The sequence below is a fragment of the Providencia sp. PROV141 genome (assembly GCF_028481645.1).
Lineage (GTDB): Bacteria > Pseudomonadota > Gammaproteobacteria > Enterobacterales > Enterobacteriaceae > Providencia > Providencia rettgeri.
Window position 1 is genome coordinate 46,039 of sequence record NZ_JAMPPR010000031.1, and the last position, 12,770, is coordinate 58,808.

The 12,770-nt window shown below is 43.1% G+C and carries 12 protein-coding genes; 10 read left to right on the forward strand and 2 right to left on the reverse strand.

Going from position 1 to position 12,770, the window contains the following annotated elements; genetic code table 11:
• Positions 1-84: 84 nt before the first annotated feature.
• Positions 85-3,375 carry a ribonuclease E gene (gene rne, locus PSF09_RS18595; protein ID WP_272684297.1) on the reverse strand — a complete coding sequence of 1,097 codons (3,291 nt, stop codon included), beginning with the start codon at positions 3,373-3,375 and terminating at the stop codon, positions 85-87.
• A 543-nt stretch (positions 3,376-3,918) separates the two neighbouring features.
• Between rne and rluC the strand changes: the two genes are divergently transcribed.
• On the forward strand, positions 3,919-4,878 hold the full coding sequence (gene rluC / locus PSF09_RS18600; RefSeq protein WP_210836238.1) for a 23S rRNA pseudouridine(955/2504/2580) synthase RluC: 960 nt from the start codon (positions 3,919-3,921) through the stop codon (positions 4,876-4,878).
• Positions 4,879-4,921: 43 nt separating this feature from the next.
• On the opposite strand, the gene PSF09_RS18605 is transcribed toward rluC, so the two are convergent.
• Positions 4,922-5,509, reverse strand: coding sequence for a Maf family protein (locus tag PSF09_RS18605; RefSeq protein ID WP_210836236.1), 588 nt, complete (start codon positions 5,507-5,509; stop codon positions 4,922-4,924).
• Positions 5,510-5,652: 143 nt separating this feature from the next.
• On the opposite strand from PSF09_RS18605, the gene yceD reads away from it, so the two are divergent.
• From yceD to pabC, 9 genes are all read left to right on the forward strand, one after another.
• On the forward strand, positions 5,653-6,177 hold the full coding sequence (gene yceD, locus PSF09_RS18610) for a 23S rRNA accumulation protein YceD (protein ID WP_210836234.1): 525 nt from the start codon (positions 5,653-5,655) through the stop codon (positions 6,175-6,177).
• Positions 6,178-6,189: 12 nt separating this feature from the next.
• Positions 6,190-6,360: a 50S ribosomal protein L32 gene (gene rpmF, locus PSF09_RS18615; RefSeq protein WP_004253223.1), complete on the forward strand. Its 171-nt coding sequence runs from the start codon at positions 6,190-6,192 to the stop codon at positions 6,358-6,360.
• Positions 6,361-6,372: 12 nt separating this feature from the next.
• Positions 6,373-7,413 carry a phosphate acyltransferase PlsX gene (gene plsX, locus PSF09_RS18620; RefSeq protein ID WP_210836231.1) on the forward strand — a complete coding sequence of 347 codons (1,041 nt, stop codon included), beginning with the start codon at positions 6,373-6,375 and terminating at the stop codon, positions 7,411-7,413.
• Positions 7,414-7,422: 9 nt separating this feature from the next.
• Positions 7,423-8,373, forward strand: coding sequence for a beta-ketoacyl-ACP synthase III (locus PSF09_RS18625; RefSeq protein WP_210836289.1), 951 nt, complete (start codon positions 7,423-7,425; stop codon positions 8,371-8,373).
• An 18-nt stretch (positions 8,374-8,391) separates the two neighbouring features.
• A complete protein-coding gene (fabD, locus tag PSF09_RS18630; protein WP_210836229.1) occupies positions 8,392-9,324 on the forward strand; it encodes an ACP S-malonyltransferase in 933 nt (310 codons plus the stop codon).
• Between the two features lie 7 nt (positions 9,325-9,331).
• Positions 9,332-10,066, forward strand: coding sequence for a 3-oxoacyl-ACP reductase FabG (fabG, locus tag PSF09_RS18635; protein ID WP_004253233.1), 735 nt, complete (start codon positions 9,332-9,334; stop codon positions 10,064-10,066).
• Positions 10,067-10,221: 155 nt separating this feature from the next.
• Complete coding sequence (acpP, locus tag PSF09_RS18640; RefSeq protein WP_004253236.1) at positions 10,222-10,458, forward strand: acyl carrier protein; 237 nt, start codon at positions 10,222-10,224, stop codon at positions 10,456-10,458.
• 78 nt (positions 10,459-10,536) lie between these two features.
• On the forward strand, positions 10,537-11,787 hold the full coding sequence (fabF, locus tag PSF09_RS18645; protein ID WP_272664683.1) for a beta-ketoacyl-ACP synthase II: 1,251 nt from the start codon (positions 10,537-10,539) through the stop codon (positions 11,785-11,787).
• Between the two features lie 150 nt (positions 11,788-11,937).
• Complete coding sequence (pabC, locus tag PSF09_RS18650) at positions 11,938-12,768, forward strand: aminodeoxychorismate lyase (protein WP_272664684.1); 831 nt, start codon at positions 11,938-11,940, stop codon at positions 12,766-12,768.
• Positions 12,769-12,770 lie beyond the last annotated feature (2 nt).

A 12,770-nucleotide genomic window follows, 5' to 3' on the forward strand; every position in this document is an offset into this window, starting at 1 on the left:
AATTTATTATTCATGAATTGTATTGTAATAAAAAAGCCTTGATAGTTTCCTATCAAGGCTTTTATGTTTACAGCTAGCGAGTTGCTAGAAATCAGCAGGTTTTGCCATTTCAGAGGTTGCGACGTTTGAAGCTACGTGGCCACCTGCGCCACCTTTACCTTCAAAGGTAGAGGCTTCACGCTGAAATTCTGTTATTTCAAATGGCGCAGCAGCAACTGCAGGGGCTGGTGCTTTTGTCATTGGAGAATAAGCATGACGTTTATGTAAGCTGACCGCTGGGCTGCTTGCTACCGTCGCGCGTTCAGCTACAGCAACAGGCTCGATAACTTCTTCGACACTGACTGCCTCGGTTGAAGCTGTGACAGTAACTTGAGGAAGTTGCGTTTCTTCAACGACGTCATTAACCACGTCATTGGCAATAACAGGTGCAGTTTGTTCGTCTACGATAGTAACGCTTTCAACCGTTTCTGTTTGAGCTATTTCAACTTGTGGCTCAATAACCTCAGCCACTATTTCTACAGTCTCTTTTACTACTTCGACGGTTTCAACTTCCTGCGTAACGTTAGCTTCATCAGCGACAATCGGTGTTGATTCAATAATGTGTTCGGCAGCGGTTGCTTTGTTAACTAAAGACGTTGCTTCAGCATTAACGGTTTCCACAGGAGTGTCATGCGACTCTTGTTTAACTTCCTCAGCCACGACAGGAGTGACTATCACGCTACTTTGTGACGGGGTAACATTTGTCGCTTCTGCTACAGGAGCATCATTAATACTTTGTTGTTCAAGCATTTCTTCATTAGTGATGATTGCCATGCTTTCTTGTTGAGGCTGGGCAATTGGGTAATGAATAAATACTTTGCCAGACGCCAGCTCAGGTGAGGCAACGGCAGCGATTAATGGCATTGGTGATTTAGTTAAATGGCGCTCATCACGATAACGACGACGACGTTGCCCACTGACACGTAAGTGACGTGGTGAACGACGTGAGCGTCGTGGAATGATGGTGTCTTGCTTTTCTTCGCCATCAACTTGAGCTACTGATTCTTGGCGCTCTTCAGTTTGTACTTCACCTTCAATTGGGCTCATAGGTGCAGCTGGTGCAGGTAATGCAGCCACTGGCTCAGAGGTCATTTCAGGTACTGTTTCAACAGGTGTAACAACCTGCTCGTTATCAGTAACTCGGATTTTTTGTGCTAATTGACGACGCTGACGACGTGGAGCAACCGGACGTTGTTCTTCTTCCTTTTCCACCGCATCTTCGACATGACTTTGCTGAGTATCTTGCTGAGTTTTAACCGCTTGCTGTTGACGTTTTTCATCTTGGCGACGGCGGCGTTCAGCGCGTTGTTCGCGACGTTGTTGCTGATTATCACGATTCGCATTGTCAGTTGTTTGCTCGTCTTGCGTGTTCGCATTCTTATTGTTGCGACCTTTATTGCGAGTGTTCGTATCATCCGATGGCGCATTACGGTTATTGCGATTGTCGCGATTATCGCGGTTATCGCGTGTTTCATTCTCATCGCGATCACGACGATTATTATTACGGCGATTATTATTGCGACGGTCATTATTCCGGCGGCGATCATTATTATTACGATTTTTTGGTGCAGGTTTCTCAACCACTTTTTCTTCTTCACCGAATAGGTTCTTGAAGAAAGCTGCAATTTTGCTGAACAAGCCCGGTGTTGCCGGTTCTGCGGTTGTTGGTTTAACAGGCGCTTTAGTTGATGTTTCTTTCGGTTTAACGGCCGTAGACACATCTACAGGGTCTTGCAACGCAAAAGCTGAAATTGCAGGTTGCTCAGGGACTTTACGCTCAGCGGTAGTTTCATCACTTTGCGTTAAAGTTTCTGTTTCGTGATATTGCGCTAAGTTATAACTTAACGTATTGACTTCTTCACCTTTACGAATGCGGATCACATGGAAGTGAGGCGTTTGCATTTGGTCATTAGGAACAACAACAACACGGACATGGCTTTGGCGTTGTTCGATATCACTGACCGCTTTGCGTTTTTCGTTCAGCAGGTAAGAGGCAATTTGTACGGGGACAATGGCATGCACTTCATGAGTATTTTCTTTCAGTGCTTCTTCTTCAATAAGACGAAGAACAGACAGAGAAAGTGATTCGTTGTCACGAATAGTTCCCGTTCCTGTACAGCGAGGGCACACATGGTGGCTTGACTCACCTAAAGAAGGGCTCAAACGTTGACGTGACATTTCCAATAACCCAAAGCGCGAGATGCGTGCAATTTGAATGCGTGCGCGGTCTTGACGTACTGCTTCACGTAGGCGGTTTTCAACTTCACGTTGGTGCCTAACGGGTGTCATGTCGATAAAATCGATAACAATCAAACCACCCAAGTCGCGTAGACGTAATTGACGTGCAATTTCATCAGCCGCTTCTAAGTTAGTGTTGAATGCAGTTTCTTCGATATCACCACCACGTGTTGAACGTGAAGAGTTGATATCGATAGCGGTCAATGCTTCAGTAGTATCAATAACTAATGCGCCGCCTGATGGCAAGCGAACTTCACGTTGGAACGCAGATTCGATTTGTGATTCAATTTGGTAGTGGCTAAACAGAGGAACATCACCACTGTAGTGTTTGATTTTGCTTGCAAAATCACCACGGCCGATAGCTTCGATATGGTTGCGTGCCATTTCGACAACTTTTGGGTTGTCGATCAGAATTTCGCCGATATCTGGGCGCAGATAATCGCGGAATGCGCGGACAATAACGTTACTTTCTTGGTGAATCAAGAAAGGTGCAGGGCGATTTTCAGCGGCTTTTTGGATAGCTTCCCAGTGACGTAAACGGTAGAGTAAATCTTGTTGCAGCGATTCTGCAGATTTACCCACACCTGCGGTACGAACGATTAAGCCCATGCCGTCAGGAATTTGTAAAGAAGACAGCGCTTCTTTTAGTTCAGTTCGATCTTCCCCTTCGATGCGACGTGAAATACCCCCCGCACGTGGGTTATTTGGCATTAAAACGAGGTAACTTCCAGCCAAGCTAATGAAGGTAGTTAGTGCCGCACCTTTATTGCCACGCTCTTCTTTATCCACTTGAACGATAACTTCTTGGCCTTCTTTTAACACATCTTTGATGTTAGGACGACCTTGAGAGTGATAGTTGCTTGGGAAGTATTCACGAGCGATTTCTTTGATAGGAAGGAAACCGTGTCTTTCAGCGCCGTAGTCTACAAAAGCGGCTTCAAGACTAGGTTCGATACGAGTGATTTTACCTTTGTAGATATTGGCCTTTTTTTGCTCATGACCGGGACTTTCAATATCCAAATCATAGAGACGTTGCCCGTCAACAAGGGCAACACGCAACTCTTCCTGTTGAGTTGCGTTTATTAGCATTCTTTTCATGTTATTACTTACTCATTATTTTCTTTTAAATAAAGAGCAGCGAAAGAAAGAGCTACTGTAAACCGATGGCCTCGTGATTTTTACAAAACCGTCTGCCTCGCGGCAGTCGTTCGTATAGAGACGCGCAGTATTCGGTGAACCTGATTTTTAGATTAAAAATTCAGCGTTCTTAATCAGGATGCCGTAAGTTATTAAAGAAAACGGAAGTTCCTAACCCAATAAGCCAAAATTCGTTGCTCGCTAATTTATTTGATGTTGCTAAATGTCTTACGCCATTGCTGCATTGTTACGCCATCAAATAAGAAATCCTATAAAACGTTAACTTTCGTTTTTTAAACATCTCAGCAACTTCATATTATTCCATTGCCATAGCCATTATAGCAAGTCGATACGGAAGTTATATGGAAATTTTATTTAGAAATAGGATAAATCATGCAGAAAATAACCAAATTAAAAAAAAACATAAAAAATTTTGTGGAGTCGGTATGATAGGGAAAGCAAATAAGCGCATATTTTAATCAATTAGAGTTAACGCATTCTCGAATGAATACACAAAATCAAGTTCAATTTATTGACATCAGCGATGACGAAGCTGGGCAACGTATCGATAACTTTTTGCTCACTAAACTTAAAGGTGTGCCGAAAAGTATGATTTATCGCATTATCCGCAAAGGGGAAGTGCGTGTTAACAAGGGGCGGATAAAGCCTGAATATAAATTGGTCGAAGGGGACCAAGTACGCGTTCCTCCCGTTAGGGTTGCTGAGCGTGAAACCGCACCGGTTTCGGCCAAACTGGATAAAGTCGCTGCATTAGCGAATTGCATTTTATTTGAAGATGACGTTCTCTTAGTGCTGAATAAACCATCGGGTACTGCTGTTCATGGTGGAAGTGGTTTAAGTTTTGGTGTTATCGAAGGTTTAAGAGCCTTACGACCAGAAGCGCGTTTCCTTGAATTGGTTCATCGTCTTGACAGAGACACATCAGGTATTTTATTGGTGGCGAAAAAACGCTCAGCACTTCGAGCGTTACATGAACAATTGCGTTTGAAACAAATGCAAAAGGATTATTTAGCTCTCGTAAGAGGCAACTGGCAGTCGCACATGAAAGTTGTTCAAGCCCCTTTACTTAAAAACATTCTACAAAGTGGCGAGCGAGTCGTTAAAGTGAGCAGTGAAGGAAAACCGTCAGAGACGCGTTTTAAAGTGGAAGAACGGTTTGATAATGCAACCTTGGTAAAAGCGAGCCCTGTCACGGGGCGGACACATCAAATACGTGTTCATACACTTTATGCAGGGCATCCTATTGCATTTGATGACAGGTACGGTGACAAGCAATTTGATAGCCAACTGGCAGGGACAGGTTTAAACCGCTTATTTTTGCATGCGAGTGCATTGAAATTTACGCACCCTAAAACGGGTGAAGAGATGCGTTTGCAAGCTCCATTAGATAACCAATTAAATCACTGCCTAAAAATATTACGTAGTCGTAAAGCAGAAAAGTAAGCCATTTGATTAACTGGCAGGTTTTCCCTGCCAGTATGAAGGATTAATTATCAAATAATGGGCTAACTTGATGTGGACGTAACATCTCGAGTAATAAAATAAGTGGAAGCCCAACTAACGTATTGGGGTCACGCCCTTCTAATCGCTCAAATAAACTAATTCCTAGTCCTTCTGATTTAAAGCTCCCAGCGCATTGATAAGGTTCATCTTTCAATAGGTAATTCGTTATTTCCGCATCAGATAGTAGTCTGAAATGCACATGAAATAATTCACATTGCACATCAAATTTACCCGTTTCGGTATCCAGCAAGCACAATCCAGTATAAAAAGTAACCTTATTGCCTGACGCAGATTTTAATTGTTGAAAAGCATTATCAAAATTATGCGGTTTTCCGACAATCTTATTGTTGATAACACAAACTTGGTCAGAACCGATGACCAGATGTTGCTGGTATTGAGCGGCGAGTGCTTGTGCTTTCGCATGAGATAAACGCATGACTAAAGCTTGGGCAGATTCATTCAATACAGGCGACTCATCAATATTTGGGGCAGCAGCTAAAAAAGGTAAGCCTAATTTTTTTAGTAGGGCATGTCGGTACTCAGAAGTTGACGCCAAAATAATCGATTTCATGATTTTTCTCGAAACTCGTAGCCAAAAGGGTTAACTCATTTTAAACTATAAAACGCAAAACCTGCGATTTTTTGGTGAAAAGGCGAGTTTACCCCGCCTTTTTCTTTGACTATAGCTCATTACAAAGTTAATATGCGCGCCTTATGCAAAAGGTAAAATTACCCCTGACTATCGATGCGCAGCGTGCAGCTCAGAAAAACCTCGACTATGTCGGGAGTTATACACCTGAGCAAGTTGCACGTCTTGCAGAATCAGTAGTCAGTGTAGACAGTGATGTAGAAACCGAATTATCATTTAATATTGATAAACAACGTCTCACGGTTATCGAAGGGAAATCCGATGTGGATCTCACCCTCCAATGCCAACGTTGCGGAAAAAATTTCAAGCATCATGCCTACGTATCGTATTGTTTTAGTCCTGTCGTCAATGACGAAAAGGCCGAAGCATTACCGGAGCTCTACGAACCGATTCAAATTGATGAATTTGGTGAAATAGATTTGCTGGGAATGATAGAAGATGAAATAATTCTATCCTTACCAGTTGTTCCGGTTCATGATTCTGAACACTGTGAAGTGTCCGTAGCGGACATGGTGTTTGGTGAACTGCCTCCCGAGGCAGAAAAACCAAACCCATTTGCCGTATTAGCCAGTTTAAAGAAAAGTACTTAAGGAGTAAGGTCAATGGCCGTACAACAGAATAAACCAACTCGTTCAAAACGCGGTATGCGTCGTTCACATGATGCACTGACTGCTACCCTAGTTTCTGTAGATAAAACTTCCGGTGAAACTCACCTGCGTCACCATGTGACAGCAGATGGTTACTACCGTGGCCGTAAGGTTATCAACAAGTAATTTGTTGTTACCTTGGCTAATCTAACCATTGCGTTAGATGCTATGGGCGGGGATGTTGGTCCCCGCGTCACGGTGCCTGCTGCATTGCAGGCACTGGCATCTAATCCAGCACTCAAATTACTGCTTGTCGGTCAACCCGAAGCCATTCAACCTTTGCTTGCACATCAAAGTGCTGAGCAAATTTCGCGTGTCGAAATTATTCCTGCGGACGGCGTTATCGCAAACGATGCAAAACCATCAAATGCGATAAGACAAAGCAAAGGAACCTCGATGCGAGTGGCCTTAGAGTTAGTGAAGACAGGGCAGGCACAAGCGTGCGTGAGTGCAGGGAATACGGGTGCGCTGATGGGACTAGCAAAATTAATGCTAAAATCTATAGAGGGGATTGAGCGCCCAGCGCTAATGACCATCTTACCTAATCAGCAAAAAAGCCAAACAGTTGTGCTAGATTTAGGCGCTAATGTTAACTGTAGTAGTGATATGCTAGTCCAATTTGCAGTAATGGGTTCCGTGATGGCCGAAGAAGTGGTTAACATTTCTAAACCGAGAGTCGCGTTACTGAATATTGGCGAAGAAGAGAGTAAAGGTCTGGATAATATCCGCGAAGCCGCCTCAGTATTAAAAGAAACGTCATCAATTAATTACATTGGTTATGTAGAAGGTAACGAATTACTGACAGGTAAAACCGATGTGTTAGTGTGTGACGGCTTCGCAGGTAATGTCTCATTGAAGACGATGGAAGGCGTAATACGCGTCATCCTTTCATTGATAAAATCGACCGGTGATCAACATAAAAAAAGCAGTTGGTTTATGCAACTGGCGAAAAAATGGTTAAAAAAACGTTTAATGAAACGTTTTGGGGACATGAACCCCGACCAGTATAACGGTGCGACTCTGTTAGGATTAAAAGGTATTGTCATCAAGAGTCATGGTGCAGCGAATGAAGGCGCTTTCAAAGCGGCTATTGACCGCGCAGTACAAGCTGTTGAAAAACAAGTCCCAGAAAGAATAACAGCGCGACTAAATATTGTTTTACCCAGGAGTGATCAATAACCTATGGCTATGTACAGTAAAATCTTAGGAACAGGCAGCTACTTACCAGCACAAGTACGTACCAATGCTGATCTGGAAAAAATGGTTGATACTTCTGATGAGTGGATTGTGACACGCACTGGCATACATGAAAGAAGAATTGCTAACGAAGATGAAAGTGTCTCAGTGATGGGTTTTCATGCTGCCAAAAATGCGTTAGACATGGCGCAAGTCGATGCAACTGACATTGGTTTGATTATCGTTGCAACCACATCAGCAACTCACGCTTTTCCTAGCGCGGCTTGCCAAATTCAACAGATGCTTGGTATTCAAGATTGCGCGGCATTTGATGTCGCAGCCGCATGTGCAGGTTTTACCTATGCGATTAGTATTGCTGATCAATTCGTCAAAACGGGTATGACCAAAAAAGCATTAATTATTGGTGCTGATGCTTTGTCTAAAACATTAGACCCAGCAGACCGTGGCACGATTATTTTATTTGGTGATGCAGCAGGGGCTGTTGTTATAGGCGAATCTGAAGAGCCGGGTATTATTTCGACGCATTTACATGCTGATGGCCGTTATGGGGATTTACTCACATTACCTAATCGTAGCCGTTGTTCTGAAGACCCTGCATATTTAACGATGACAGGTAACGAAGTATTTAAAGTTGCAGTGCGCGAATTAGCACATATTGTTGATGAGACACTGGCACAAAGCGGTATTGCCAAAGAAGAACTTGATTGGTTGGTTCCACATCAGGCAAATTTAAGAATTATCTCTGCGACGGCGAAAAAATTAGATATGACAATGGATAAAGTCGTTGTCACATTAGACCGTCACGGTAATACTTCAGCAGCATCAGTTCCTACAGCGTTGGATGAAGCGGTGCGCGATGGTCGTATTCAGCGTGGTCAACTTGTGCTGTTAGAAGCCTTCGGTGGCGGTTTCACTTGGGGCTCTGCATTGGTTCGTTTTTAATTAACTGAGAAAATAGACATGACACAATTTGCTATGGTATTTCCCGGACAGGGTTCTCAGTCTTTAGGGATGTTAGCGGCATTAGCTGAAGAAAATCAGCTGGTTGAGCAAACATTCGCTGAAGCATCGGAAGCATTGGGTTACGATCTCTGGGCGTTAGTACAAAATGGGCCAGAAGAAGAATTAAACAAAACATGGCAAACGCAGCCTGCTTTATTGGCAGCTTCTGTGGCTATTTTCCGTGTTTGGAAAGACCAAAATGGCGCGATGCCGACGATTATGGCAGGTCACAGCCTTGGTGAATATTCTGCTTTAGTCTGTGCGGGTGTTATCGACTTTAAACAAGCGATTAAACTGGTTGAATTGCGTGGAAAACTCATGCAAGAAGCTGTTCCTGAAGGCACTGGTGCGATGTATGCCATTATTGGTTTAGATAACGAATCAATTGAAAAAGCCTGCCAAGAAGCTTCTCAAGGCCAAGTTGTTTCACCCGTTAATTTTAACTCACCGGGTCAAGTTGTGATTGCGGGTGAAAAAGCAGCAGTCGAACGTGCGGGTATCGCATGTAAAGAAGCGGGTGCTAAACGCGCGTTGCCATTATCCGTTAGCGTCCCGTCTCATTGTGCATTAATGAAGCCTGCTGCTGATAAATTAGCCGAAGCGTTAGAAAAAATTGATTTTTGTGAGCCAGGCTATCCAGTTATTAACAATGTTGATGTTAAAATTGAGAAGTCGGCACAAAATATTCGTGATGCTTTAGTCCGTCAACTGTATAATCCAGTACGCTGGACGGAAACAGTAGAATTAATGGCAGATCAAGGTGTTGAACATCTTATTGAAGTAGGTCCAGGAAAAGTATTGACTGGTCTTACCAAGCGAATTGTCTCTAATTTAACTGCCGTCGCAGTCAATGATCCTGTATCATTAAGCACTGCTTTAGAAAATAGCTGAGGACGACATGAGCTTTGAAGGAAAAATTGCACTGGTAACAGGCGCGAGTCGTGGAATTGGTAAAGCTATTGCTTTAACATTAATCGCTCGTGGTGCTACCGTTATCGGAACAGCAACCAGCGAAAAAGGCGCAGAAGCCATTACCGCTTATCTTGATGGTAAAGGTAAAGGTTTAGCGTTAAACGTGACTGATGCAGCATCAATCGAAGAAACTTTGACCAAGATTCGCGAAGAATTTGGTGAAATTGATATTTTGATTAATAATGCAGGTATCACTCGTGATAACCTATTGATGCGTATGAAAGAAGATGAATGGCAAGATATTATTGACACTAATCTTTCATCCGTTTACCGTTTGTCTAAATCCGTTTTGCGTGCCATGATGAAAAAACGTTGTGGACGTATTATTTCAATTGCATCCGTTGTTGGTGTGATGGGAAATGCGGGGCAAACTAACTATGCAGCAGCGAAAGCAGGGTTAATTGGTTTTAGTAAATCATTGGCTCGTGAAGTCGCTTCTCGTGGTATCACTGTCAACGTCGTTGCACCTGGTTTTATCGAAACTGATATGACTAAAGCATTGACAGATGAACAGCGTGCAGGCATTTTATCTCAGGTTCCTGCGGATAGACTGGGTGATGCACAAGAAATTGCCAGTGCTGTAGCGTTTTTAGCTTCTGATGAAGCTGCTTACATCACAGGTGAAACATTGCATGTCAATGGTGGCATGTACATGATCTAAAGAAATGATGGAACTATTTGCATTATTAGTGTTATCTAACGCTAAATAATGCAAAATAATAGTTCCAACAGCCGGGATTGGGTTGTATCTTTTCCTGTATTTCATAAACTACGAAAACCATCGCGAAAGCGAGTTTTGATAGGAATTTTAATAGTATGAGCACTATCGAAGAACGCGTTAAGAAAATCATCGTTGAACAACTGGGTGTTAAAGAGGAAGAAGTTGTAAATACAGCTTCATTTGTTGATGACTTGGGCGCTGATTCTCTTGACACAGTTGAGCTGGTTATGGCTCTGGAAGAAGAGTTCGATTGCGAAATCCCTGACGAAGAAGCTGAAAAGATCACAACAGTACAGGCTGCGATTGACTACGTCGAGAACGCATCTAAATAATTGTACGAAAAACTTATCTAGGCGATCACTCGATCGCCTATGTTCCTTTTGTAACTTTTCCCTCCTTGGAGGAAATACGTGTCTAAGCGTCGTGTAGTCGTAACCGGACTGGGCATGTTATCTCCTGTCGGCAACACAGTTGAGTCATCATGGAAAGCTGTTTGTGACGGACAGAGTGGTATCAGCCTAATCGATCATTTTGATACTACTAACCACGCAACTAAATTTGCTGGCTTAGTAAAAGATTTCAATTACGAAGAATTTGGCATCTCCCGTAAAGATGCTAAGAAAATGGACCCATTTATCCAATATGGTATCGCCGCTGGCTTTCAAGCCTTTAAAGATGCTGGATTGGAAGTAACAGAAGCCAATGCTACTCGAATTGGTGCAGCGATTGGTTCTGGTATTGGTGGGTTAGGCTTAATTCAGGACAACTGTGAGTCATTACTGCACGGTGGACCTCGCAAGGTAAGCCCATTCTTCGTACCATCGACCATCATTAATATGGTGGCTGGTCATTTAAGCATTATGTACGGTTTTCGTGGCCCAAGTATTTCAATTGCAACAGCCTGTACATCAGGTGTGCATAATATTGGCCATGCAGCACGTATGATTGCTTACGGTGACGCCGATGTAATGGTTGCAGGCGGTGCTGAAAAAGCGACAACACCACTCGGTGTGGCCGGTTTTGGTGCAGCGCGTGCATTATCGACTCGCAACGATGACCCGCATGCGGCAAGTCGCCCATGGGATAAAGACCGTGATGGTTTTGTTCTGGGAGATGGCGCAGGTATTATTATTCTTGAAGAATATGAACATGCGAAAGCGCGCGGTGCAAAAATTTATGCTGAAATTGCAGGGTTTGGGATGAGCAGTGATGCTTATCATATGACATCACCACCTGAAAATGGTGCGGGTGCTGCACTTGCGATGGAAAATGCACTGAAAGATGCAGGCATTAAAGCCAGTGACGTGGGGTATATCAATGCTCACGGTACTTCAACTCCTGCCGGTGATTTGGCAGAAGCACAAGCGGTTGTTAATGTATTTGGTGAAGGCACAGATGTATTAGTCAGCTCAACCAAATCAATGACAGGCCACTTACTTGGTGCTGCGGGTGCTATTGAGTCAATTTTTACCATTTTGTCATTGTGCGATCAGATTGTTCCGCCAACCATTAATCTGGATAACCCAGATGAAGCGTGCAAACTGGACTTTGTCCCAGGTGAAGCACGTAAAGTTGAGAATATGGAATTCGCTCTGTGTAACTCATTTGGTTTCGGTGGCACCAACGGTTCATTAATTTTCCGTCGTTATCGCGGCGAATAATTAATCTATTACCGTTATTAATTAGCCCTAGTCACGTAATGTGGCTGGGGCTTTATTTTGTCCAGTTCTTTGCACAGTTCTTCGCTTTAGTTTATGATAATCCCACTTGATTAATGTCTGATTTATCAGCTTTTATTATAAGTATTATCAATGTCATATTGGGTTAATGGGCAACTTTGCCAGCAAATAAGTGTTACCGATCGCGCAGTCTCTTTTGGGGACGGCTGCTTTACGACCATACATGGCGTTAATCAGCAAGCTAAAATGTTAAATGAGCACATTGCCCGGTTACAGCATGATAGCCAAAGATTAAAAATTGCACAGCCAGATTGGGAAAGCTTGACAGAGCATCTAAAGCAGATTTGTGCAGAACAAACTCAAGATGAGTTCGTGATTAAAGTGATCCTGAGTCGTGGTGTAGGCGGTAGGGGATATAGCGCTAAAGGTTTTACTTCGCCGACGGTGATAGTCAGCGTTTCTCCTTTTCCGAATAATTATGTTCAACTGCAGTGTAAAGGGGCACGCCTCGTTCTTAGTCAAATTCCGTTAGCTCGCAACTCATTGCTAGCAGGAATGAAACACCTCAACCGTCTAGAACAAGTCCTTATTAAGCAAGAGGTTGATGAACTTGATGCAGATGAAGCGATTGTGCTAGATACCGACGGTATTATTGTTGAATGCTGTAGTGCAAATGTTTTTTGGCGAGTTGGGCAAACAGTATACACCCCAGTTTTATCTCATAGTGGGGTAAATGGATTAATGAGACAAAAGATAATATCACTACTAGAGGATAGCCAGTACCATCTTCAACAGGTCGAACGCTTTGCTAACGTGTTAACTCATTGTGATGAAGTGATTATTTGTAATGCGTTGATGCCAGTTTTACCGGTACAAAGTATTCAAATGAGTCAACAGTGTCCACCATTGCAATTTGCGTCCCGTGAGTTGTTTGAGTATTTATTTTTGCGTTGCAAAATTTAGTT

Excerpts from the sequence above, each read along its gene's own strand:
- rluC (WP_210836238.1), top strand. The coding sequence starts at position 3,919 with ATGAATACACAAAATCAAGTTCAATTTATTGACATCAGCGATGACGAA.
- PSF09_RS18625 (WP_210836289.1), top strand. The coding sequence starts at position 7,423 with ATGTACAGTAAAATCTTAGGAACAGGCAGCTACTTACCAGCACAAGTA.
- pabC (WP_272664684.1), top strand. The coding sequence starts at position 11,938 with ATGTCATATTGGGTTAATGGGCAACTTTGCCAGCAAATAAGTGTTACC.
- acpP (WP_004253236.1), top strand. The coding sequence starts at position 10,222 with ATGAGCACTATCGAAGAACGCGTTAAGAAAATCATCGTTGAACAACTG.
- fabD (WP_210836229.1), top strand. The coding sequence starts at position 8,392 with ATGACACAATTTGCTATGGTATTTCCCGGACAGGGTTCTCAGTCTTTA.
- rne (WP_272684297.1), bottom strand. The coding sequence starts at position 3,375 with ATGAAAAGAATGCTAATAAACGCAACTCAACAGGAAGAGTTGCGTGTT.
- rpmF (WP_004253223.1), top strand. The coding sequence starts at position 6,190 with ATGGCCGTACAACAGAATAAACCAACTCGTTCAAAACGCGGTATGCGT.
- PSF09_RS18605 (WP_210836236.1), bottom strand. The coding sequence starts at position 5,509 with ATGAAATCGATTATTTTGGCGTCAACTTCTGAGTACCGACATGCCCTA.
- fabG (WP_004253233.1), top strand. The coding sequence starts at position 9,332 with ATGAGCTTTGAAGGAAAAATTGCACTGGTAACAGGCGCGAGTCGTGGA.
- yceD (WP_210836234.1), top strand. The coding sequence starts at position 5,653 with ATGCAAAAGGTAAAATTACCCCTGACTATCGATGCGCAGCGTGCAGCT.